General features: G+C 67.6%; 19 protein-coding genes. 14 read left to right on the plus strand and 5 right to left on the minus strand.

Annotated elements, in window-relative coordinates; genetic code table 11:
* Nucleotides 1–238 precede the first annotated feature (238 nt).
* Nucleotides 239–1,525 carry a glucoamylase family protein gene (locus tag ABEA07_RS10625; RefSeq protein ID WP_345537718.1) on the minus strand — a complete coding sequence of 429 codons (1,287 nt, stop codon included), beginning with the start codon at nucleotides 1,523–1,525 and terminating at the stop codon, nucleotides 239–241.
* Nucleotides 1,526–1,653: 128 nt separating this feature from the next.
* On the opposite strand from ABEA07_RS10625, the gene ABEA07_RS10630 reads away from it, so the two are divergent.
* On the plus strand, nucleotides 1,654–3,798 hold the full coding sequence (locus ABEA07_RS10630) for a glycoside hydrolase family 3 N-terminal domain-containing protein (RefSeq protein ID WP_345537720.1): 2,145 nt from the start codon (nucleotides 1,654–1,656) through the stop codon (nucleotides 3,796–3,798).
* A 19-nt stretch (nucleotides 3,799–3,817) separates the two neighbouring features.
* Nucleotides 3,818–5,467 (plus strand): alpha-amylase family glycosyl hydrolase, encoded by a 1,650-nt coding sequence (locus ABEA07_RS10635; protein WP_345537721.1) that lies wholly within the window; start codon nucleotides 3,818–3,820, stop codon nucleotides 5,465–5,467.
* Here ABEA07_RS10635 and ABEA07_RS10640 read toward each other — a convergent pair.
* The 4 genes from ABEA07_RS10640 to ABEA07_RS10655 all read right to left on the minus strand — a co-directional run bounded on the left by ABEA07_RS10640 (nucleotide 5,452) and on the right by ABEA07_RS10655 (nucleotide 9,903).
* Complete coding sequence (locus tag ABEA07_RS10640) at nucleotides 5,452–6,888, minus strand: aldehyde dehydrogenase family protein (protein WP_345537722.1); 1,437 nt, start codon at nucleotides 6,886–6,888, stop codon at nucleotides 5,452–5,454. The two genes, ABEA07_RS10635 and ABEA07_RS10640, sit on opposite strands and share 16 nt — an antisense overlap.
* A 105-nt stretch (nucleotides 6,889–6,993) precedes the next feature.
* Entirely contained in the window at nucleotides 6,994–7,905 is a 912-nt protein-coding gene (kdgD, locus tag ABEA07_RS10645; RefSeq protein WP_345537723.1) for a 5-dehydro-4-deoxyglucarate dehydratase, read from the minus strand.
* Between the two features lie 74 nt (nucleotides 7,906–7,979).
* The gene (locus ABEA07_RS10650) at nucleotides 7,980–8,954 is read right to left on the minus strand and encodes a Bug family tripartite tricarboxylate transporter substrate binding protein (RefSeq protein ID WP_345537724.1); all 975 of its coding nucleotides are present in this window, start codon (nucleotides 8,952–8,954) and stop codon (nucleotides 7,980–7,982) included.
* Nucleotides 8,955–9,087: 133 nt separating this feature from the next.
* Nucleotides 9,088–9,903 carry a FadR/GntR family transcriptional regulator gene (locus tag ABEA07_RS10655; protein ID WP_345537725.1) on the minus strand — a complete coding sequence of 272 codons (816 nt, stop codon included), beginning with the start codon at nucleotides 9,901–9,903 and terminating at the stop codon, nucleotides 9,088–9,090.
* 88 nt (nucleotides 9,904–9,991) lie between these two features.
* On the opposite strand from ABEA07_RS10655, the gene ABEA07_RS10660 reads away from it, so the two are divergent.
* The 12 genes from ABEA07_RS10660 (at nucleotide 9,992) to dnaJ (ending at nucleotide 21,578) form a co-directional block, all read left to right on the plus strand.
* Complete coding sequence (locus tag ABEA07_RS10660; RefSeq protein WP_345537726.1) at nucleotides 9,992–10,816, plus strand: NAD-dependent epimerase/dehydratase family protein; 825 nt, start codon at nucleotides 9,992–9,994, stop codon at nucleotides 10,814–10,816.
* 29 nt (nucleotides 10,817–10,845) lie between these two features.
* Nucleotides 10,846–11,745 (plus strand): SMP-30/gluconolactonase/LRE family protein, encoded by a 900-nt coding sequence (locus tag ABEA07_RS10665; protein ID WP_345537727.1) that lies wholly within the window; start codon nucleotides 10,846–10,848, stop codon nucleotides 11,743–11,745.
* Nucleotides 11,746–11,801: 56 nt separating this feature from the next.
* Entirely contained in the window at nucleotides 11,802–12,770 is a 969-nt protein-coding gene (locus ABEA07_RS10670; RefSeq protein ID WP_345537728.1) for a TRAP transporter substrate-binding protein, read from the plus strand.
* Nucleotides 12,767–13,306, plus strand: a complete 540-nt coding sequence (locus tag ABEA07_RS10675) for a TRAP transporter small permease (RefSeq protein WP_345537730.1) — start codon at nucleotides 12,767–12,769, stop codon at nucleotides 13,304–13,306. Before ABEA07_RS10670 ends, ABEA07_RS10675 begins: the two co-directional genes overlap by 4 nt.
* A complete protein-coding gene (locus ABEA07_RS10680) occupies nucleotides 13,297–14,595 on the plus strand; it encodes a TRAP transporter large permease (RefSeq protein ID WP_345537732.1) in 1,299 nt (432 codons plus the stop codon). Before ABEA07_RS10675 ends, ABEA07_RS10680 begins: the two co-directional genes overlap by 10 nt.
* A gap of 40 nt (nucleotides 14,596–14,635) precedes the next feature.
* Nucleotides 14,636–15,628, plus strand: coding sequence for a Bug family tripartite tricarboxylate transporter substrate binding protein (locus ABEA07_RS10685; protein ID WP_345537733.1), 993 nt, complete (start codon nucleotides 14,636–14,638; stop codon nucleotides 15,626–15,628).
* Between the two features lie 67 nt (nucleotides 15,629–15,695).
* Complete coding sequence (gene asd / locus ABEA07_RS10690; protein ID WP_345537734.1) at nucleotides 15,696–16,547, plus strand: archaetidylserine decarboxylase; 852 nt, start codon at nucleotides 15,696–15,698, stop codon at nucleotides 16,545–16,547.
* Nucleotides 16,548–16,730: 183 nt separating this feature from the next.
* Complete coding sequence (locus tag ABEA07_RS10695; protein ID WP_345537735.1) at nucleotides 16,731–17,111, plus strand: winged helix-turn-helix transcriptional regulator; 381 nt, start codon at nucleotides 16,731–16,733, stop codon at nucleotides 17,109–17,111.
* 99 nt (nucleotides 17,112–17,210) lie between these two features.
* On the plus strand, nucleotides 17,211–17,561 hold the full coding sequence (locus tag ABEA07_RS10700) for an FKBP-type peptidyl-prolyl cis-trans isomerase (protein WP_345537737.1): 351 nt from the start codon (nucleotides 17,211–17,213) through the stop codon (nucleotides 17,559–17,561).
* Between the two features lie 150 nt (nucleotides 17,562–17,711).
* Complete coding sequence (gene grpE, locus ABEA07_RS10705; protein ID WP_345537738.1) at nucleotides 17,712–18,275, plus strand: nucleotide exchange factor GrpE; 564 nt, start codon at nucleotides 17,712–17,714, stop codon at nucleotides 18,273–18,275.
* A gap of 110 nt (nucleotides 18,276–18,385) precedes the next feature.
* On the plus strand, nucleotides 18,386–20,332 hold the full coding sequence (gene dnaK, locus ABEA07_RS10710) for a molecular chaperone DnaK (RefSeq protein ID WP_345537739.1): 1,947 nt from the start codon (nucleotides 18,386–18,388) through the stop codon (nucleotides 20,330–20,332).
* A gap of 115 nt (nucleotides 20,333–20,447) precedes the next feature.
* Entirely contained in the window at nucleotides 20,448–21,578 is a 1,131-nt protein-coding gene (gene dnaJ, locus ABEA07_RS10715) for a molecular chaperone DnaJ (RefSeq protein WP_345537740.1), read from the plus strand.
* Nucleotides 21,579–22,172 lie beyond the last annotated feature (594 nt).

Below are 22,172 nucleotides of genomic sequence, written 5' to 3' on the forward strand. Positions count from 1 at the left end.
GGGGTCGCCTTTCTTTGGTTACTTTCTTTGGCGAGACAAAGAAAGTGACTCGCCCGCCGGGGCGAATTCCCGGCTCCTGCGCCAAACAACAAGCAAGGCCAAAACAAAGGCTGCAGGAGCGAATTCCCGGCTCCTGCGCCACCCAACAAGCAAGGCCAAAACAAAGGCCCGGTGCCCTCCCCCCCAGCGTATCCCAGAGAGACACGGAGCAAGACATCCAAGGCAGTAAAAGGATGTCTCATGCGTCCAGATACGGGCTGCTGAAGTCCAGCCGGCGCAGCCCGGCCTGCACCTCCGGCACGCTCATGAAGAGCTTCCACAGCAGCCCCGTGCGATGGTTCTCCATCATCACCACGATCGGCCCCTGGTCGATGGCGAGATAAGTCTCGGCGAACCAGTTGCGCGCTTCGCAGAACGCGTCGACGAAGCCGTAGTCCTTCCATACGCGCGTGCCATGCGCGGTGAGCAAGTGCCGCACCATCTTCATGACCTCGGTTGGCGCATACGGCAGGCTGGACAGCGCAGCCGTGGGCGAAATGGTGCCGTTGTCGTTCGAGGGGTCGTGCGCGAGGTAGCCGTCGGGGTCGTCGCTGGCCGTCAGCCCCCAGCACGCTTCGCCGTAGCCCGCAAAGCCCTTCGGGTTGGCGATGCAGTGCGCTCGGTGGATGCGCACGTGGCGGGTGTTGAGATCCCAGTAGTCCGCGTAACGGTCCTTCAGCCCATGCGGGTCCAGGCCGAGGAAGGAGTAGTGCGTGAAGAACAGCGGGCCGCCGTAGGCCGAACCGAGCGGCATGTCGATGCCGTAGTACGTCTTTCCGTTGACGAAGTCGCGCCCGGATGCATAGCCGCGGTGGTAGACCTGCGGGGCTATCGCATGGCGCGGTGCGGCCGCGGCCAGGAAGTAGGTGATGAGGCACTCGTTCCAGCCGTGGATCTGGTGGTTCATCGCCCAGCCGTGTGTCGGGCTCCAGTGCCAGTACAGCACGTCCTGCCCGCCCTGGGTGAACCAGTCCCATTCGACCTCGCGCCACAGCGTGTCGAAGTCGGCGCGCAATTGGCGCTCCGCGGCCGTGTCCCCGCTGAAATACTGGCGCGCGCACAGCAGGCCCATCATGAGGAAGGAGGTCTCGACGAGGTCGCCCGCGTCGTCCTTCGGACTCATGGGGAAGGTCTCGCCGCTCGCCCCGTCCATGAAGTGCGGGAAGGTGCCGTGGTAGCGCCGTGCGCGGAACAGGGCGTCCCGCATGCGGCCCAGGCGCTCGAGCGCGGCTTCGCGCGTGATCCAGCCGCGCTCCACCGCGACGATCATGGCCATGATGCCGAAGCCCGAGCCGCCGATCGCGACGCGGGGGTCGGCGAGGTCTTCGCCCGTGGCCTCGACCAGCGTGCGCCGGTCGAGCGCCAGGCCGCTGGCGGCATCCGCGCCATCCCAGAAGTAGCGGAAGGTCTGGCGCTGCACGGCCTCGATCAAGGCGTCGTCGGGCAGGGCCGCCAGGGCTCCCGGGGTTCTGTCATCCTTCAACACGAACGGCTCCTTTCGCTCTCATCCTGTGATGTCACCTTTGGTTTCATGGGACCGCCGACAGCTCGCGGCCGGCAGCCCTTCGCAGCATGCCATCATTAGACCCCCTTGGGTTCCATCCGAAATCGCCGATGAGTCGCATCGATACCCTCATGGCCAAGATGACGCTGGCCGAAAAACTGGGCCAGTTGACCATGGTCGCGTCCAGCTACACGGTCACCGGGCCGGTCCTTGCCGGGGACTCCACGCAGTCCATCATCGACGGCACGGTCGGCAACCTGCTCAACATGGTGGGCCCCGGGCCCACGCACGAGATGCAGCGGCTGGCCGTCGAACAGTCCCGCCTGGGCATTCCGCTGCTGATCGGCCTGGACATCATCCACGGCCATCGCACGCTCTTCCCCATCCCGCTCGCGGAGGCCGGCATCTTCGACGAAAACCTGTGGGAGCGCACGGCACGCGAGGCCGCACGCGAAGGTGCGGCCGATGGCCTGGCGATGACCTTCGCCCCGATGCTCGACGTCTCGCGCGATCCGCGCTGGGGCCGCACCGCGGAAGGCCCCGGCGAGGACGCCTGGCTCAACGCACGCATCGCGCACGCCAAGGTGCGTGGCTTCCAGGGGGCCGACCTGGCCTCGGCCGAATCGCTGGCGGCGTGTGCGAAGCATTTCGTGGCCTACGGCGGGGTGAACGCGGGGCGCGAGTACGCAGCGGTGGACATCTCCGAGCGCACACTGCGCGAAGTGCACCTGCCGGGCTTCGAGGCCGCGGTGCGCGCCGGCGTCGCGACGCTGATGCCGGCCTTCACCGACCTGAACGGCGTGCCGATGACGGCGCATGTGCCCCTGCTGCGCGACTGGCTGCGCGGCGAGATGGGCTGGGACGGCGTCATCGTCAGCGACTACAACGCGATCGGTGAACTGATCAAGCACGGCGTGGCCGCCGACCTCGCGGATGCCGCGGTGCTGGCGCTGAAGGCCGGCGTCGACATCGACATGATGGCCGACGCCTACCGCAAGGGCCTGCCGGTCGCGCTCGAGCAGGGCCGGGTGACGATGGAGGAGATCGACGCGAGCGTGCGCCGCGTGCTGCGCCTCAAGGAGCAGCTCGGCCTGTTCGACGATCCTTACCGCCGCGGCTCGACGGCCGAGGCGCCGGAGGTGATCGCGCAGCGGCGTGCGCTGTCGCGCGAGGTCGGACGCAAGGCTGCGGTGCTGATGAAGAACGAGCGCGACACCTTGCCCTTGCCGGCCGCGGCGAAGACGCTGTGCGTTCTCGGCCCGCTGGCCGACGCGCCGACCGAGATGAAGGGCTGCTGGTGGGGCGCCGGCGAACACGAGCCGGCGGTGAGCGTGCTGGCCGGGCTGCGTGCCGCGCTGCCGCAGGCCGACATCCGCCATGCCGCAGGCGTGGCCATCGAGGGCGGCGACGACAGCGGCATCGATGCCGCCGTGGCACTGTGCGAGGGCGCCGACGCGGTCATCCTGTGCCTGGGGGAACGCGCCTCGATGAGCGGGGAAGCGGCGAGCCGCGCCACGCCCGTTCTGCCGGGGTGGCAGAAGGCGCTGGCCGAGGCGGTGATGGCCCGCGCCCGTGCGCTGGGCATTCCGGTCACCGCGGTGCTGTTCTCGGGCCGCCCGCTCATCGTGCCCTGGCTGGCGGAACAGGCCGATGCGCTGCTGTTGGCATGGTTCCTGGGGGTCGAAGCCGGCCATGCGATCGCCGATCTGCTCACCGGCCGCGAGTCGCCCAGCGGCCGCACGACGATGAGCTGGCCGCGCGTGCTCGGGCAGGTGCCGATCTTCTACGGCCAGCGCCCCAGCGGCCGGCCGATGAACCCCGCCGACCACTACACCAGCAAGTACCTGGACGTGGCCAACACGCCGCTCTACGACTTCGGGCACGGCCTCACCTACGGGCGCTTCCGCTACGACGCGCTGCAGGTCGAACCACTGCGCCTGCGCGAGCCGGACCTGCTGACGGTGAGCGCGACGCTGAGCAACGTGGGCGCACACGAGGCCGAGGAGACGGTCTTCCTCTTCGTGCGCCACAAGCTCAGCAGCATCACCCGGCCGCTGCTGGAGCTCAAGGGCTATGCAAAGCTGCGATTGAAGCCCGGCGAAAGCGGCGCGGTGACGCTGGAACTGCCGGCGGCCGAGCTGCGCCACCTCGGGCCGGACCTGCAGCCCCTGTTCGAAGCGGGCGAGGTCGAGATCGCTGTCGGGCCGAGCGCCGAGCCCACGGGCCTGCTGCGCCAGACCATCACGTTGAACTGAAGCGAGAAGGATGCGGCGGATGTCGGCGGACGACTGGTGGCGGCACGGGATCTTCTACCAAATCTACCCGCGGTCCTTCCAGGACAGCAACGGCGACGGCATCGGCGACCTGAACGGCATCCGCCAGCGGCTCGACCACCTGGTCGCGCTGGGCATCGACGCCGTCTGGATCTCGCCGATCTACCCCTCGCCGATGGCGGATTTCGGCTACGACATCACGGACCATTGCGACGTGGACCCGTGCTTCGGCACGCTGGCGGACTTCGATGCCCTGGTGGCCGAGGTCCATGCGCGGGGCCTCAGGCTGGTGCTGGACTTCGTGCCCAACCACACCTCCGACCGGCACCCGTGGTTCCTGCAGAGCCGCAGCGGGCGCGACGATCCACGGCGCGACTGGTACCTCTGGCGCGACCCGGCGCCGGACGGCGGCCCGCCCAACAACTGGCTCAGCAATTTCGGCGGCCCGGCCTGGACCTTCGATCCGGCCACCGGGCAGTACTACTGCCATTCCTTCCTGAAGGAGCAGCCCGACCTCAACTGGCGCAACCCCGAGGTGCGCGCCGCGATGCACGAGGTGCTGCGCTTCTGGCTGCGGCGCGGCGTGGACGGCTTTCGCGTGGACGTGCTCTCCGACCTGGTCAAGGACGCCCAGTTCAGGGACAACCCGCCGAACCCGGACTACATCGAAGGCCAGGAGCCGGCGCGGCCCTGGCTGCTGCTGCACAACACGGACCAGCCGGAGATGCAGGAGGTGATGGCGCAGATGCGCCAGGTGGTCGACGCCTTCAACGATCCCAGCGCATCGCGCGTGCTGATCGGCGAGCTCTACCTGCCGCTCGCGCGACTGGTCGCCTTCTACGGGATGAATGCCGACGGCGTGCTCGAAGGCGTCCAGCTGCCGTTCAACTTCCAGCTCATCGGCGCGCCCTGGCAGGCTAGGCACATCGGCCAGTTGGTGCGCGACTACGAAGCCGCCCTGCCCCCGGGCGCCGCGCCGAACTGGGTGCTCGGCAACCATGACAAGCCCCGCATCGCGAGCCGCGTCGGTCCGCAGATGGCGCGGCTGGCGGCCATGCTGCTGCTCACCCTGCGCGGCACGCCCACGCTCTACTACGGCGATGAGATCGGCATGACCGACGTCGCCATTCCTCCGGAGGAAGTGCAGGACCCGATCGAGAAAAGCGCGCCGGGCGAAGGCCGGGGCCGCGATCCGGAGCGCACGCCCATGCCGTGGAGCGGCGCGCCGCAGGCCGGCTTCACCACCGGCAGGCCGTGGCTGCGTCTGGCGGACGACTGGGCGCGGCGCAACGTCGAATCGCAGGCGCGCGACCCGGCCTCCATGCTGATGCTGTATCGGCGGCTGATCGCACTGCGTCGCGCGCGGCCGGCGCTGAACCGGGGCCGTTACGAGGCGCTGCAGAGCGCGCCGGACGTGCTGGCGTACGCGCGCGAGTTCGAAGGGCAGCGGCTGGTGGTGCTGTTGAACTTCGGCACCGATGCGGTCGCGGTGTCGCCCGAGCCGTGGGCGGCCGGGTCGGTCGTGCTGTTGTCGACGGACCCGGCGCGCGGCGAATCGACAGGCGGAGGGACGCCGATGCTGGCGCCCTGCGAAGGCGTCGTCATCGGCCCCCGCCTCGTTTCAGACCCGTCGTCTCAAGCCAGCGTGTAAGCCGTCTTCACGGTCGTGAAGAACTCCTGCGCATAGCGGCCCTGCTCGCGCGGCCCGTAGCTCGAGCCCTTGCGCCCACCGAAGGGCACGTGGTAGTCCACGCCGGCGGTGGGCAGGTTCACCATCACCATGCCGGCCTGGCTGTGGCGCTTGAAGTGCGTCGCGTACTTCAGGCTGGTGGTCGCGATGCCGGAGGACAGGCCGAACTCGGTGTCGTTGGCGGTGGCGAGCGCTTCCTCGTAGTTCTTGACCTTGATGACGCTGGCCACCGGCCCGAAGATCTCTTCCTTGTTGATGCGCATCGCCGCCACCGATTCGCTGAACAGCGCCGGCGACATGTAGAAGCCCTCGGTGTCCAGCCTGAGGCGCTCGCCGCCGGCCGCCAGCGTCGCGCCTTCGCTCTGTCCGATGTCGATGTAGTCCAGGTCCTGGCGCAGCTGGCTTTCGCTCGACACCGGCCCGATGTCGGTGCCCTGCGCCAGCGCATCGCCGACCTTGATCCTCGCCATGCGCGCCTTCATCGCCTCGATGAACTTGGGGTAGATGCCCTCGGTCACGATCAGCCGGCTCGAGGCCGTGCAGCGCTGGCCGGTGGAATAGAAGGCGCTCTGCACGCACAGCTCCACCGCCTGGTTCAGATCAGCGTCGTCCAGCACGACCTGCGGGTTCTTGCCGCCCATCTCCAGCTGCACCTTCTTGCCCTGGGTCGCGCACTGCACGGCGATGCCGCGGCCCACGCCCACCGAGCCGGTGAAGCTGATCGCATGGACGCCCGGATGATCGACCAGCGCATTGCCGATGACGCTGCCGCGGCCCATCACCAGGTTGAACACGCCGGCCGGGATGCCCGAGCGGCTGATGATCTCGGCCAGGGCCCAGGCACAGCCGGGCACCAGATCGGCGGGCTTGAGCACCACGCAGTTGCCGAAGGCCAGCGCGGGCGCGATCTTCCAGGCCGGGATGGCGATGGGGAAGTTCCAGGGCGTGATCAGCCCCACCACGCCCACCGGCTCGCGCGTGATCTCGACGCCGATTCCCGGCCGCACGGAGGGCAGGACCTCGCCCGACAGGCGCAGGCATTCACCGGCGAAGAACTTGAAGATGTGGCCGGCGCGGGTGGCCTCGCCGATGCCCTCGGCCCGGGTCTTGCCTTCCTCGCGGGCCAGCAGGGTGCCCAGCTCGTCTTTGCGCGCGAGGATCTCGTTGCCGATCTTGTCCAGCGCATCGGAGCGCGCCTGCACGCTGCCGGTGGCCCAGGCGGGGAAGGCGGCGGTGGCGGCGGCCACGGCCTCGTCGACCTGGACGGCGTCGCCCTGGGCGTAGTGGCCCAGCACGTCCTGCAGGTTGCTCGGGTTGATGTTGGGGCTGTAGCTCGCGCCGCTGCGCCACTCGCCATTGATCAGGTTGTCGAAGTTCTGCATGGCCTGGTCCTCGGGGCAATGGATGAAACGAAAGAACAAGGGCCGCTGTGCCGAGCGGCCCCCGAACGGGATGACAGGGGTTGGACTTTACGCCCAACCCATGCCTTACTGCGGCCCCAGTGTCTCGATGAGCCGGGCCAGCGCCTCGTACTCGTCGGGCTTGAGCTCGGTGAGCGGTGCGCGCACCGGCCCGGCGCCGTGGCCGACGATCTTCGCGCCCGCCTTCACGATGCTCACTGCGTAGCCCTGGCCCTTGTTGCGGATGGCCAGGTAGGGCATGAAGAAGTCCTTCAGCAGGCGGTGCTGCGTGGCGGTGTCGTCGGTGCGCACGGCCTCGTAGAACTGCATCGCGGTCTTCGGGATGAAGTTGAAGACGGCCGACGAATACACCGGCGTGCCCAGCGCCTTGTAGGCCGCGGCGTAGACCTCGGCGGTGGGCAGGCCGCCCAGGTAGGCGAAGCGGTCGCCCATCTTGAGGTAGATCGAGCTCATGAGCTCGATGTCGCCGATGCCGTCCTTGAAGCCCACCAGGTTGGGGCAGCGCTCGGCCAGCTTCGCGAGCGTGTCGGGGTACAGCTTGCTCTGCCCGCGGTTGTAGACGATGACGCCGAACTTCACGCTCTTGCACACCGCTTCGACGTGCGCGGCCAGGCCTTCCTGGCCGGCCTCGGTGAGGTAGTGCGGCAGCAGCAGGATGCCGTGCGCGCCGGCCTTCTCGGCCGCCTGCGCACACTGGATCGCGAAGCGCGTGGGGCCGCCCGCGCCGGCGATGATCGGCACCTTGCCGCGGCAGGTCTCGACCGCCGTTTCAATGATGCCGGGATACTCGTCGCCGGTGAGCGAGAAGAACTCGCCCGTGCCGCCGGCCGCGAACAGCGCGCTCGCGCCGTAAGGAGCCAGCCATTCGAGGCGCGCGATGTAGCCCTTCAGGTCGAAATTGCCCTGGGCGTCGAAGTCCGTCAGCGGGAAGGACAGCAGGCCGGAGCCCATGATGGATTTGAGTTCTTGCGGATTCATCGAAACATCTCTGAAAGAGTCGGGAAAGGGGGGTGCGAGAGCGACACGAAGTGAGCGAGCCTGGGGTGAGCCGGTCAATCCAGCTTGATTTGCGCGGCGTCGACCACCTTGGCCCAGCGCGCACGCTCCTTGTTGAAGAACTGCTCCTGCTCGGAAGGCGTCATGGTCACGACCTCGGCGCCCTGCCCCGCCATGCGCGAGCGGATGTCGGCCGAGCGGATGATGGCGACCAGTTCCTTGTTGAGGCGCTGGATCACCGCATCGGGTGTGCCGCGCGGCGCCAGGATGCCCTGCCAGGTGCCCGAATCGAAGCCGGGCACGCCCTGCTCCGCAATGGTCGGCACGTCGCCGATCAGCGGCATGCGGCTCGGCTTGGAGACGCCCAGCACCTTGAGCTTGCCGCTCTGCACATGGGGCAGCGTGGCCAGCATGCCGTTCATCAGCACCTGGGTCTGGCCGCCGACCGTGTCCTGGATGGCCTGCACGCCGCCCTTGTAAGGCACGTACTGCCAGCGGGCGCCGCTGGCGCGCTCCAGGGCCACGCCGGCGAGGTGGGGCGCACTGCCGGTGGCGGTGACGGCGAAGTTCAGGTCGGACTTCTTCGACAGCGCGATCAGCTCCTTGAGATTGTTGGCCTGCACCGAGGGATGCACGACCAGCAGGTGCGGCGAGTAGGCCAGCATGGTCACGCCGCGCAGGTCCTTCGACGGGTCGAAGGACAGCTTCTTGTAGACCGAGGGGCTGATGGCCAGCGCGCCCACGTCGCACAGCAGCAGCGTGTAGCCGTCGCCGGGTGCGCGCGAGACCAGCTCGGCGCCGAGATTGCCGTTGGCGCCGGCACGGTTCTCCACGATCACCGACTGCTTCAGCGCCTCCGACAACGGCAGGCTGATGGCACGGGCAATGATGTCGGAGGAGCCGCCCGGCGGGTACGGCACCACGATGCGGATCGGCTTGGCGGGCCAGACGTCGGCAGCCCGGACGGGTGCGGCGGCGAGCAGGCCCGCGCCGAGGGTGCCGAGCACGAGGTCACGTCGATTGAGGCTCATGTTGCTGTGTCTCCGGAAAGGGGATGGAAAGGGATGCCGGACCCGGCAAGAGATCGGAAGCCTTGCTGCTCCCAAGTTATCAGTCATCGTACAACTGACTGCGGCGCATGTCCAGCAGAAAACGTCGGCGCTTTCAGGCCGCCGCGGACGCGCCGTCTTCCGCCGGCGGCGTCGATGCTTCGCGCTGCGCCGCCTCCTGCGCCAGCCGCAGCCGCTCGCGGCTGTTGGTCAGATGGATGCGCATCGCCGCGCGGGCCGATTCCGGATCGCGCCGCGCGATGGCCGCATAGATCTCCTCGTGCTCCCGGTTGACGCGACTGAGGTATTCGCCGCGCGGGTCGTGGTTGCGGATGGCCGGGATGCGCGTGCGCGGGATGATGTTGGTACCCAGGTGGCTCATGATGTCCGCGAAGTACGGGTTGCCGGTGGCCTGGGCAATCTGCATGTGGAAGCGGAAGTCCGGCGCCACCGTGTCCCCCGCCTCCGCCACGTTGCGCTCGAAATCGTCGAGCGCCTCGCGCAATGCCGCGAGCTGCGCCTCGGTGCGCCGGCCGGCGGCCAGGCCGGCGGACTCGGTCTCCAGGCTGATGCGCAGTTCCAGCACGGCCAGCACGTCGACCGAGGTCGCGAGGTCGGAGGCCTCCAGCCTGAACATGCCCGCCGCGCGCGGCGGCAGCACGAAGGTGCCGATGCCGTGGCGCGTCTCGACCAACCCTCCGGCCTGCAGCTTGGACAGCGCCTCGCGCACCACGGTGCGACTCACGCCGTACGCCTGCATGATGGCCGACTCGGTGGGCAGCTTGTCGCCAGGCCGCAGTTGCTGGTTGCGGATCTTCTCGCCCAGGTCGTCCACCAGGCCGTGGGCCAAACCGCGGGCACGCCGGCGCGGCGCCGCCGCCGGCGCCAGGCCTTCGGCGGCTGAGGTTGACCCCGTTGACACGCTCGACATGCGGTGATGATAATCAACCGAGCGTTGTACGACAACAGATAACTTACGACATCGCCAACCGATCTTCAGATCCACTCGATAGAGAGACATGAGTACATCCGCCCCCGCGACGCCCCGGCTGAACCGACTTCTGCTCACCGGCGCCGCCGGCGGCCTGGGCAAGGTCCTGCGCGAACGCCTGCGTCCTTTCGCCCGCGTCCTGCGCGTGTCCGATATCGCCTCGCTCGCGCCCGCGCCCGATGCGAGCGAGGAAGTAATGCCCTGCGACCTGGCCGACAAGAAGGCCGTCGATGCGCTGGTGGCCGGCTGCGACGCGATCGTCCACTTGGGCGGCGTCTCGGTCGAGCGGCCTTTCGAGGAGGTCCTCGAGGCCAACATCAAGGGCATCTTCCATGTGTACGAAGCGGCGCGCCGCCACGGCGTCCAGCGCGTGGTCTTCGCCAGCTCCAACCACGTGATCGGCTTCTACAGGCAGAGCCAGACCCTGGATGCGCATGCGGCGCGCCGGCCGGACGGCTACTACGGGCTGTCGAAGTCCTTCGGCGAGGACATGGCCCAGTTCTATTGGGACCGCTGGGGCATCGAGACCGTGAGCATCCGTATCGGCTCCTCCTTTCCCGAGCCGGCCAATCGCCGGATGATGAGTACCTGGCTGAGCTACCGCGACCTGACGCAGCTGGTCGAGAAGTCGCTGTTCACGCCCGGCGTGAAGCACACCATCGTCTACGGCGCCTCCGCCAACCGCGACCTGTGGTGGGACAACAGTGCCGCCGCGCACCTGGGCTTCGTGCCGCAGGACAGCTCCGAAGTGTTCCGCGCCAAGATCGAGGCGCAACCGCCGGTGGCGCCCGACGATCCCAACGCCATTTACCAGGGCGGCGCCTTCACCGCCCAAGGGCCCTTCGGCGACTGACCGACGCGCTCAACCCCGCGTTTCTTCGCATGCAAGCGGAACTCATCCTCGACGCACGCTGCGGCACTGGCGAGAGCCCGGTCTGGAGCGTGCGGGAGCAAGCCCTCTACTGGGTGGACATCCCCGCCCGCCAGCTTCATCGTCTCGACCCGGCCACCGGCGCCCACCGGAGCTGGACCGGCGAGGAGATGCTCGCCTGCATCGCGCCGCGCGCCGGCCATCCGGGCCAGTGGATCGCCGGCATGGAAAGCGGCCTGTTCGCCATCGCCGCGCGCGAGAACGGGAGCCTGACCAGCACGCGGCTGGCCCACGCCGTGCACGAAGAGCCCGGCATGCGCTTCAACGACGGCCGCTGCGACCGCCAGGGCCGCTTCTGGGCCGGGACCATGCTGATGGACATGGCGGCGGCGCGCGAGGTGGGGCGCGTGTACCGCTATCAGAGCGACGTCAATGCCGAGGCCGCGCTGCATGCGCGCATCGAGCGGATGATCGTGCCCAACGGCATGGCCTTCAGCCCCGATGGCCGCACCATGTACCTGTCGGACTCGCACCCGCAGGTGCAGGCGATCTGGGCCTTCGACTACGACGTCGACACCGGCACGCCGCACCACCGGCGACTGTTCGTCGACATGAAGCCCCTGCCCGGCCGCCCCGACGGCGCCGCGGTGGACGCCGAAGGCTGCTACTGGATCTGCGGCAACGACGCCGGCCTCGTGCACCGCTTCACGCCGGACGGACAACTCGACCGCTCGCTGCCCGTGCCGGTGAAGAAGCCCGCCATGTGCGCCTTCGGCGGCAGCGGGCTCGACACGCTGTTCGTGACATCGATTCGTCCCGCAGGCGATTTGTCGGACCAGCCGCTGGCCGGCGGCGTGTTCGCCCTGCGCCCGGGCGTGCAGGGCCTGCCGGAGCCCGAGTGCCGGTTCTGACCGGCGCTTCCGACCGCAGATTTCGACCCCCCAGCCACCACCGAAGAGGAAGACAAATGACATACGCCCGCCACCTGATCGCGCTCGCCGCGAGCGCCTGTGCCCTGACCGCGCACGCGGTCGAGTTCCGCTCCGCCGACGTGCACAACAGCGACGACTACCCCACCGTGGCCGCCGTCAAGCACATGAGCGAGCTGCTGGACAAGCGCAGCAACGGCAAATACAGGATCAAGGTGTTCAACAAGGGGGCCCTGGGCACCGAGAAGGAGACCATCGACCAGGTGAAGATCGGCGCGCTGGAGATGACGCGCGTCAACATCAGCCCGCTGAACTCGCTGTGCGCCAAGACGCTGGTGCCGACCATGCCTTTCCTGTTCGAGTCGATCGAGCACATGCGCAAGTCGCTCGACGGCCCGGTGGGCGAAGAGATCCTGAAGAGCTGCGAGCCCGAAGACCTGGTCGGCCTGGCCTTCTACGACAGCGGCGCGCGCTCGATCTACGCCAAGAAGCCGGTCAAGACGCTGGCTGATGCCAAGGGCATGAAGATCCGCGTGCAGCAGTCGGACCTGTGGGTGTCGTTGATCAACGCGATGGGCGCCAACGCCACGCCGGTGCCCATCGGCGAGGTCTACACCGGGCTGAAGACCGGGTTGATCGACGCCGCGGAGAACAACGTCCCCTCCTACGAGGGATTCAAGCACTACGAGGCGGTCAAGTTCTACTCGCGCACCGAGCATTCGATGGCGCCGGAGATGCTGGTGATGTCCAAAGCGGTCTACGACAAGCTGCCCAAGGCCGACCAGGACCTGTTCCGCGCCGCGGCCAAGGAATCGGTCAGCTTCCAGCGCAAGAAGTGGGACGAGCAGGAAGCCAAGTCGCTCGAGGTCGTGACAAAAGGCGGCGCCACGATCGTGAGCGACGTGGACAAGGCCTCCTTCCGCGCCGCCATGGCGCCGGTGTACGCGAAGTTCATCGCCACGCCGGACCTGCAGCGCCTGGTCAAGTCCATCCAGGACAACAAATGATCGACACGCGCGTCGAGCCCGCGGCCGCGCGGGCGCCCTGGCGCCACGCGTACACGCGCCTGTGCGCGCTTTTGTCCAAGGCCAGCCTGATGCTGGCCGTGGTGCTGCTGATCGCGATCATCGTCTGCGTGCAATACCAGGTGGTGGGGCGCTATCTGTTCAACGACACGCCGGTCTGGGCCGAGGGTCTGGCGCTGCAGCTGGTGCTGTACGTCACCGCGCTGGGCGTGGCCGTCGGGGTGCGGGATGCGGGGCACATCGGCCTGGATTCGCTGGTGTCCCTGCTGCCGGACTCGATGCGCCTGAAAGTCGAAGTCCTGATCCACGCGCTGGTGGCGCTGTTCGGCGCCGTCATGGTCTCGAGCGGTTGGCTCTGGACCCGGCTCAAGTGGACCGACATGAAGCCCATGCTGGGCATTCCTGTAGGTGCGGACTACCTGGCGCTGGTGGTGGCCGGCGTGCTGATCGTGCTGTTTTCAGTCGAACACATCGTGGCGTTGCTGCGTCATGAGGAAGTGGTGCCTTCATGGAACTGACGGTTCTGACGCTGAGTTTTCTCTTGCTGCTGGTGATCGGCGTGCCGGTCGCGTTCTCGATCGGCCTGGCCTCCATCGCCACCGTGACCTACGCCGGCCTGCCGGTGGCGGTGGTGTTCCAGAAGATGGTCGGCGGGATGCAGATCTTCTCTTTCCTGGCCATCCCTTTCTTCGTGTTCGCCGGCGAGCTGATGCTGTACGGCGGGATCGCCCAGCGCATCGTGCGCTTCGCCAACAGCCTGGTGGGCCACGTGCGCGGCGGGCTGGGCATGAGCAACGTGGTGGGCTGCACGCTGTTCGGCGGCGTGGCGGGCTCGCCGGTGGCCGACGTGTCGGCGATGGGCTCGGTGATGATCCCGCTGATGAAGCGCGAGGGCTACGACCCGGACTACGCGGTCAACGTCACCACCCACGCAGCGCTGGTCGGCGCGCTGATGCCGACCTCGCACAACCTGATCATCTTCACGCTCGCCACCACCGGCATCGCCTCGGTCAGCGTGCTCAGCCTGATCCTGGCGGGGCTCATTCCGGCGGTGATCCTGACGCTGTGCAACCTGGCGGCGGCCTACTACGTCGCGATCAAGCGCGGCTACCCGGTGCGCGGCGCTTTCCCCGGCTGGGGCGAGGTGCTGGCGGCCTTCATCGGCGCGCTGCCGGGGCTGCTGATCGTGGTGATCATCCTGGTCGGCATCCTGTCGGGGGTGTTCACCGCGACCGAGTCCGCCGCGACCGCCGTGCTGTGGGCGCTCGCGGTGACGGTACTGGTCTACCGCTCGCTGAGCTGGAAGGACTTCCTGAAAGCCTGCGCCAAGGCCTGCAAGACCACCGGCGTCGTGCTGCTGCTGATCGGCATCTCCTCGGCCTTCGGCTACTTCATGGCGCTGTACGAGGTGCCGCAGAAGACCGGCGAGCTGATGACCTCGGTGTCCAGCAGCCCCTGGGTCATCTTCCTGGTGATCAACGTGCTGCTGTTCCTGCTGGGCACCTTCCTCGACATGGCGGCCACCATCCTGATCTGCACGCCGATCTTCCTGCCGATCGCGATGCAGTTCGGCATGAGCCCGGTGCAGTTCGGCATCGTGATGCTGATCAATTGCGCACTGGGGCTGAACACGCCGCCGGTGGGGACCACGCAGTTCATCGGCTGCGCGATCGGGGGCGTGTCGGTCGGGCAGGTCATGCGCTCGATCTGGCCTTTTTACGGCGCGCTGCTGGTGTGCCTGATGCTGGTGACCTATGTGCCGGCCTTTTCGCTGTGGTTGCCGGAGATCTTCAACACCCCCAAATGAGCAATCCATTTCCAGACCCGAACCCCAAGGAGACACACACATGCAACGCCGCACCCTGATCCAGGCCGCGATGGCCTCGCTGGCCGCCGGGCTCCCCGCCCTGCCGGCCTTGGCCCAGGGCACCTGGCCCACGGGCAAGGCCATCACCTACCTGGTGCCTTTCCCCGCCGGCGGAACCACCGACGTGCTGGGCCGCCTGATCGGGCAGAAGCTCGGGCCGGCACTGGGCACCAGCGTGGTCATCGACAACAAGGGCGGCGCCGGCGGCAGCGTGGGCTCGGAAATCGCGTCCCGGGCGGCCCCCGACGGCTTCACGATGCTGGGCGGCACCATCAGCTCGCACGCGATCAACGTGAGCCTCTACCCGAAGATCGGCTACGACCCTCTGAGGTCCTTCTCGCCGGTGACGCTGATCGGCACCAACCCCGTCGTGCTGGTGGTGAACCAGGCCAGCCCCTACAAAACGCTGAAGGACGTGCTGGACGCCAGCCGCGCCAGGGCTGGCGGGCTGTCCTCGGCCTCGGCCGGCACCGGCACCTCGCAGCACCTGACGCTGGAGTTGCTGGCCTACCGCTCGGGCGTGAAGTTCACGCACGTGCCCTACAAGGGCAGCGGCCCCGCGATCCAGGACGTGATCGGCGGCCAGGTCGACATGATGTTCGACACCACGGTGGTCGCCGGCCCGCACATCCAGAGCGGCAAGCTGCGCGCGATCGCGGTGAGCTCGTCCAGGCGGCTGGCGTCCATGCCGGACGTGCCCACGGTGGCCGAGTCGGGCCTGCCCGGCTTGAATGACTTCGAGGTGCTGTCCTGGCAGGCGATCTTCGTGCCGGCCGGCACGCCGGCGCCCATCATCGAGCGGCTGCACACCGAGATCCGCAAGATCCTGGCCGAGCCGGACATGCAGGACAAGCTCAAGGGCTTCGGCATGCAGCCGGCCGACCTGACGACGGCGCAGATCGCAGCCTTCCAGAAGGCCGAAGTCGAGAAATGGGCCCAGTTGATCAAGGCGGCGAACATCAAGGCCGAGTAGGCGCCGTCTTGCAATCCGCCGGGGAGGCGATGGCTAGAATCGCCTTCCTTTTCCGGAAGCCGCCGATTTGTCCGACCGCCTTGCCGTCCTGCCCCAGTACCTGATTCCCAAGCAGGCGCTGACCCATTTCGCCGGCTGGGTGGCGGGCCGCGAGCGGGGAGCGCTCACGACCTGGATCGTCCGGCGCTTCGTCGCCAAGTACGGCGTCGACATGACGGAGGCGCTGGACAGCGACATCGCGAGCTATCGCAGCTTCAACGACTTCTTCACCCGCGCGCTGCGCCCCGGCGTGCGGCCGATCGCGCAGGCCGACCTGGTCTGTCCGGTCGACGGCGCCATCAGCCAGTTCGGCCCCATCGAGGGCGACCAGATCATCCAGGCCAAGGGCCACCGCTACAGCACCACCGCGCTGGTGGGTGGCGACGCCGCCCTCGCCGCCCAGTTCGAACACGGCAGCTTCGCCACCCTCTACCTCAGCCCCCGGGACTACCACCGCATCCACATGCCCTGCGAAGGGCGGCTGACGCGCATGATCCACGTGCCGGGCGAGCTGTTCTCGGTCAACCCGGTCACGGCGCGCGGCGTGCCGGGCCTGTTCGCCCGCAACGAGCGCGTGGTGTGCATCTTCGAATCGGCGCGCGGGCCCTTCGTGCTGGCGCTGGTCGGCGCGACCATCGTCGGGAGCATGGCCACCGTCTGGCACGGCGTGATCAATCCGCCGCGCACGGGCGAGTTGCGCGAGTGGCGCTACGCCGACGGCCAGGTGACGCTGGCCAAGGGCGAGGAGATGGGCCGCTTCCTGCTGGGCTCCACGGTCGTCATGCTGTTCCCCAAGCCGGCGCTGCGATTCAACCCGGCCTGGGCGCCGGGACGCACGATCCGGCTCGGCGAAGCCATGGCGCAATACCCCACCTCCTGAGCCTCGCCCCGGTCCGCAGCCCGCGTCCGGCTTCGGCACTCAGCTATAAAACTTGTAGCGCCGCATGCTTCTGGGATATAGTCCCAGGCTCGGCCGCTTGGCCGGTCCCCGCACAAGAACGACCCAGGACGAAGGCAGCCGGGGGATGCGGCAGCCGCTTTCGCGAAGAGGAGACCCTGTCCCATGAGCAGCAAGGAAATCGCGGCGATCGGCCAATTGCTCGCGCTCCTCGAAGGCCGCTACGCCCTGCGCGTGCTCTGGGCGCTGCGCGATGGCCATGCCCAGACCTTCCGGCTCCTGCAGGACAGCGTGGGCCAGATCACGCCGAACACCCTGAACACACGCATCAAGGAACTGCGCGAGGCCGGCCTGGTGGGCCACGGCGGCGAGGGCTACAGCCTCACGCCCAGCGGCCAGGACCTGCTCAAGCGGCTGTCCGACCTGCAGGCGTTCGCGGTGAAATGGCAGCTGAACCAGGCTCGCAAGAGCACGCCGCCACCCCGGCCCGGCGCAGCGGACGCGTCGGCGCCGGACGTTCCGCCGGAACCCGCCCCGTCGACCTAGCCATGCCCCGGCGGGCCTTGGCCGTTCGCCTAGCCATGCCCCGGCGGGCCTTGGCCGTTCGCTACACTGCGGGGCTTTCTCTCAACCCAAGGACCCGCGATGCCCACCACCCCCTCCGGCCTGCAGTACGAAGACACCGTCGTCGGCGATGGCGCCGAAGCCAAGGCCGGCCACCACGTGCACGTGCACTACACCGGCTGGCTCTACAACGACGGCGTGCAGGGCGCCAAGTTCGATTCCAGCCGCGACCGCAACGACCCCTTCGCCTTCTCGCTGGGTGCCGGTCAGGTGATCAAGGGCTGGGACGAAGGCGTCGCCGGCATGAAGATCGGCGGCCAGCGCACCCTGATCATTCCCCCCGCCCTGGGCTATGGCGCTCGCGGCGCCGGCGGCGTGATCCCGCCCAACGCGACCCTGAAGTTCGACGTCGAGCTGCTCGACACCCACTGAGCACCGCCGCGGCGCCCGCCCTGGCGCCGCCTCCGCGAAATGCGCCTTGCGAGGCGCTTTTTTTTCTTGAAATCGGCTGCAGCAGCCCCAGTTGCGCCGCGTTCCCTTTGTTTTTTATTGTGTCCCGGCATGGCAGCCGGCTTTTCGAGCATGTCTGACCCGCAACAACCTACCCATCCAGAAACCCTGCAAGGCGACCCGAGCCCGGAAGAGCTGGAGGCCGCGCAAGCCGCCAACGAGGCGGATGCGCTGGCCGCCGCGACGGCGGAAATCGCCGAGCTCAAGGCCAAGAACGCCGAGTTGGCCGACCAGTTCCTGCGCGCCCAGGCCGACGTGCAGAACGCGCGCCGCCGCGCCGACGAGGAAGTGAGCAAGGGCCGCAAGTTCGCGATCGAGTCTTTCGCCGAGAGCCTGTTGCCGGTGCTGGACAGCCTGGAAGCCGGCCTGAACCACGAGGGCGGTACGCCGGAGCAGATCCGCGAGGGCGCCGAAGCCACGCTGCGTCAGCTCAAGAGCGCGCTGGAGCGCAACAAGGTGGTCGAAATCGCCCCGGCCGCCGGCAGCAAGTTCGACCCGCACCAGCACCAGGCCATTTCCGTGGTGCCGGCCGAGGGCCAGGAGCCCAACACCATCGTCGGTGTGCTGCAGAAGGGCTACACCATCGCCGAGCGCGTGCTGCGCCCCGCGCTGGTGACCGTCAGCCCAGCCAACTGATCCACCGATCCCCACGAATCCCACAGGAAATCCCCGTTTCCTCCCTTGAATCGAGACGGGTTATCCACAAGTTCACAACAACATTTATTTCGCGTTCAGGAGCTCACAACATGGCCAAAATCATCGGCATCGACCTCGGCACCACCAACTCGTGCGTGTCGATCATGGAAGGCAACACCACGCGGGTGATCGAGAATTCGGAAGGCGCGCGCACCACGCCCTCGATCGTCGCGTACCAGGAGGACGGCGAAGTCCTCGTCGGCGCCTCGGCCAAGCGGCAGGCGGTCACCAACCCCAAGAACACCATCTACGCCGTCAAGCGCCTGATCGGCCGCAAGTTCGAGGAAAAGGAAGTCCAGAAGGACATCGACCTGATGCCCTACAGCATCGTCAAGGCCGACAACGGCGACGCCTGGGTCGAAGTGCGCGGCAAGAAGCTCGCGCCGCCGCAAGTGAGCGCCGAGATCCTGCGCAAGATGAAGAAGACCGCCGAGGACTACCTGGGCGAGGCCGTGACCGAGGCCGTGATCACCGTGCCGGCCTACTTCAACGACAGCCAGCGCCAGGCCACCAAGGACGCCGGCCGCATCGCCGGCCTGGACGTCAAGCGCATCATCAACGAGCCGACCGCGGCCGCGCTGGCCTTCGGCCTGGACAAGCAAGACCGCGCCGACCGCAAGATCGCCGTGTATGACCTCGGCGGCGGCACCTTCGACATCTCCATCATCGAGATCGCGGACGTGGACGGCGAGAAGCAGTTCGAGGTTCTGTCGACCAACGGCGACACCTTCCTCGGCGGCGAGGACTTCGACCAGCGCGTGATCGACTACATCATCGGCGAGTTTAAGAAGGACCAGGGCGTGGACCTGAGCAAGGACGTGCTCGCCCTGCAGCGCCTGAAGGAAGCCGCGGAGAAGGCCAAGATCGAGCTGTCCAACAGCGCGCAGACCGACGTCAACCTGCCTTACATCACGGCCGACGCCTCGGGTCCGAAGCACCTGAACATCAAGCTGACCCGCGCCAAGCTGGAATCGCTGGTGGACGAGCTGATCGAGCGCACCATCGCGCCCTGCCGTACCGCCATCAAGGACGCCGGCGTGTCGGTCACCGACATCCACGACGTGATCCTGGTCGGCGGCATGACCCGCATGCCCAAGGTGCAGGAGAAGGTCAAGGAATTCTTCGGCCGCGAGCCGCGCAAGGACGTGAACCCCGACGAAGCGGTGGCCGTGGGCGCCGCGATCCAGGGCCAGGTGCTCTCCGGCGACCGCAAGGACGTCCTGCTGCTCGACGTGACCCCGCTGTCGCTGGGCATCGAGACCATGGGTGGCGTGATGACCAAGATGATCACGAAGAACACCACGATCCCGACCAAGTTCGCGCAGACCTTCTCGACCGCCGAGGACAACCAGCCGGCCGTGACCATCAAGGTCTTCCAGGGCGAGCGCGAAGTCGCCGCGGGCAACAAGCTGCTGGGCGAGTTCAACCTGGAAGGCATTCCGCCGGCCGCGCGCGGCACGCCCCAGATCGAGGTGAGCTTCGACATCGACGCCAACGGCATCCTGCACGTCGGCGCCAAGGACAAGGGCACCGGCAAGGAGAACAAGATCACCATCAAGGCCAATTCGGGCCTGTCGGAAGACGAGATCCAGAAGATGGTGAAGGACGCCGAGCTCAACGCCGCCGAAGACAAGAAGAAGGTCGAGCTGGCCCAGGCCCGCAACCAGGGCGAGGCGATGGCGCACAGTGTCCGCAAGTCGCTCGGCGAGCATGGCGCCAGCCTGGAGGCCGGCGAGAAGGAAAAGATCGAGGCCGCCATCAAGGAGCTCGAAGAAGTGCTCAAGGGCGAGGACAAGGCCCGGATCGAGGAAAAGACCAACGCGCTGATGACCGTCAGCCAGAAGCTCGGCGAGAAGATGTACGCCGACGCCCAGGCTGCAGCCGGGACGGCCGGTGCTGCCGGCGCGGCGACGGGCGCTGGTCCGGAAGCTGCAAGCAGCGCGCCGGCGGACGACAACGTGGTCGACGCCGAGGTCAAGGAAGTCAAGAAGGGTTGATTTTCCGACCCCGGGGCCTGCTGACGCTATCAAGCGGTAGCCGGTCCTGGCAAGGCTGGACCACCTGTGGAGGGGTCCGGCCTTTTTCCGTCTCTGACCCTACCCGCGCATCGACATGGCCACCAAACGCGACTATTACGAAACCCTCGGCGTTCCCAAGAACGCCAGCGAGGATGAAATCAAGAAGGCTTATCGCAAGCTCGCGATGAAGCACCACCCTGACCGAAACCATGGCGATACCAGCAAGGAAGCCGAAGCCAAGTTCAAGGAGGTCAAGGAAGCGTACGAGATGCTGTCGGATGCGCAGAAGCGCGCCGCGTACGACCAGTACGGCCATGCGGGGGTGGACCCGAACATGCGCGGCCCGGGCCCCGAGGGCTTCGGCGGCTTCGCGGAAGCCTTCGGCGACATCTTCGGCGACGTCTTCGGCGCGCGCGGCGGCCGCGGCGGCGGCCGCCAGGTCTTCCGCGGCAGCGACCTGAGCTACGCGATGGAGGTCACGCTGGAGGAAGCGGCCGAGGGCAAGGAAGCGCAGATCCGCATCCCGAGCTGGGACGACTGCGGCACCTGCAAGGGTTCGGGCGCCAAGCCGGGCACCAAGGCCATCAGCTGCACCACCTGCCACGGCAACGGCGTGGTGCAGATCCGCCAGGGCTTCTTCAGCGTGCAGCAGACCTGCCCCACCTGCCACGGCAGCGGCAAGATCATTCCCGAGCCCTGCACCGCCTGCCATGGCCAGGGCAAGATCAAGAGCACCAAGACCCTGGAGGTCAAGATTCCGGCCGGCATCGACGACGGCATGCGTATCCGCAGCACCGGCAACGGCGAGCCAGGCACCAATGGGGGGCCACCCGGCGACCTTTACATCGAGATCCGGCTCAAGAAGCACGAGCAGTTCGAGCGCGATGGCGACGACCTGCACTGCGTGGTGCCGGTCAGCATCGCCACTGCCGCACTGGGCGGCGAGATCAGCGTGCCGACGCTCAAGGGGCCGGCCGCCATCGACATCCCGGAGGGCACCCAGAGCGGCAAGCAGTTCCGGCTGCGCGGCAAGGGGATCAAGGGCGTGCGCTCCAGCTATCCCGGCGACCTGTACTGCCACATCCGCGTGGAAACCCCCGTCAAGCTCACCGAGCACCAGCGCAAGCTGCTGAAGGAGCTGGACGAATCCCTGAAGAAGGGCGGGGACAAGCACAGCCCGACCGACAAGGGCTGGTTCGACAAGGCGAAGGAGTTTTTCAGCTGAGCGGAGGCCGCCCTCCGCTCGAAGCCCGGGGCCGACGCCCTCCTCCCCCTCGGGCTACTCCGTTCCCGTCGGGGGGCCCGCCCGGGCATTCGCACCCGGCCGCCCCGAGGCTACAGCCGCGCCGACGACCGCCTCCCGTTCCTGCGCCGCCTCCTTATATATATATGCAGCCCGCGGCGAGCGGGATGCTCCAACAGTTGTTGCATTGCGGCAATCAGCCACGCGCAGGTGCGCGCCGGACGCTGGCCCGCAGCGGTGCATGCCGCGCATTCGGTGCATTGATAAAGCCGCCTCGAGCGGTTTTTTATTTGCATGTCGCCGAGCCATCCGACCCGCGCGTTGTGCGGGGAATATCTTTGCTCCATCGGTCGTCGATGCGCCCCTCACCATTGGGGGATGCCGTCCTACATCGACTTTGTGGTGCAAGTGCCGAAAGCGCTATGCCTGGCGCTCGAGACGCTGCATGATGAACATCGTTCGTGGTCGCCAGCCTGGTCTTTCGCTCTGGAACTTTTAACTGTTCGCATCGTTCTTATTTTTCGAAACCGATTTGCGGGGCGCGTCGTTTGTTCTATGCTTTGAGCCAAGTTACTG

Source organism: Variovorax defluvii, from assembly GCF_039541515.1.
GTDB classification, from domain to species: Bacteria; Pseudomonadota; Gammaproteobacteria; order Burkholderiales; family Burkholderiaceae_C; genus Variovorax; species Variovorax defluvii.

Coding starts and splice junctions, on each gene's coding strand:
- ABEA07_RS10630 (WP_345537720.1), top strand. CDS start 1,654: ATGAGTCGCATCGATACCCTCATGGCCAAGATGACGCTGGCCGAAAAA.
- ABEA07_RS10635 (WP_345537721.1), top strand. CDS start 3,818: ATGTCGGCGGACGACTGGTGGCGGCACGGGATCTTCTACCAAATCTAC.
- ABEA07_RS10640 (WP_345537722.1), bottom strand. CDS start 6,888: ATGCAGAACTTCGACAACCTGATCAATGGCGAGTGGCGCAGCGGCGCG.
- kdgD (WP_345537723.1), bottom strand. CDS start 7,905: ATGAATCCGCAAGAACTCAAATCCATCATGGGCTCCGGCCTGCTGTCC.
- ABEA07_RS10650 (WP_345537724.1), bottom strand. CDS start 8,954: ATGAGCCTCAATCGACGTGACCTCGTGCTCGGCACCCTCGGCGCGGGC.
- ABEA07_RS10655 (WP_345537725.1), bottom strand. CDS start 9,903: ATGTCGAGCGTGTCAACGGGGTCAACCTCAGCCGCCGAAGGCCTGGCG.
- ABEA07_RS10660 (WP_345537726.1), top strand. CDS start 9,992: ATGAGTACATCCGCCCCCGCGACGCCCCGGCTGAACCGACTTCTGCTC.
- ABEA07_RS10665 (WP_345537727.1), top strand. CDS start 10,846: ATGCAAGCGGAACTCATCCTCGACGCACGCTGCGGCACTGGCGAGAGC.
- ABEA07_RS10670 (WP_345537728.1), top strand. CDS start 11,802: ATGACATACGCCCGCCACCTGATCGCGCTCGCCGCGAGCGCCTGTGCC.
- ABEA07_RS10675 (WP_345537730.1), top strand. CDS start 12,767: ATGATCGACACGCGCGTCGAGCCCGCGGCCGCGCGGGCGCCCTGGCGC.
- ABEA07_RS10680 (WP_345537732.1), top strand. CDS start 13,297: ATGGAACTGACGGTTCTGACGCTGAGTTTTCTCTTGCTGCTGGTGATC.
- ABEA07_RS10685 (WP_345537733.1), top strand. CDS start 14,636: ATGCAACGCCGCACCCTGATCCAGGCCGCGATGGCCTCGCTGGCCGCC.
- ABEA07_RS10695 (WP_345537735.1), top strand. CDS start 16,731: ATGAGCAGCAAGGAAATCGCGGCGATCGGCCAATTGCTCGCGCTCCTC.
- ABEA07_RS10700 (WP_345537737.1), top strand. CDS start 17,211: ATGCCCACCACCCCCTCCGGCCTGCAGTACGAAGACACCGTCGTCGGC.
- grpE (WP_345537738.1), top strand. CDS start 17,712: ATGTCTGACCCGCAACAACCTACCCATCCAGAAACCCTGCAAGGCGAC.
- dnaK (WP_345537739.1), top strand. CDS start 18,386: ATGGCCAAAATCATCGGCATCGACCTCGGCACCACCAACTCGTGCGTG.
- dnaJ (WP_345537740.1), top strand. CDS start 20,448: ATGGCCACCAAACGCGACTATTACGAAACCCTCGGCGTTCCCAAGAAC.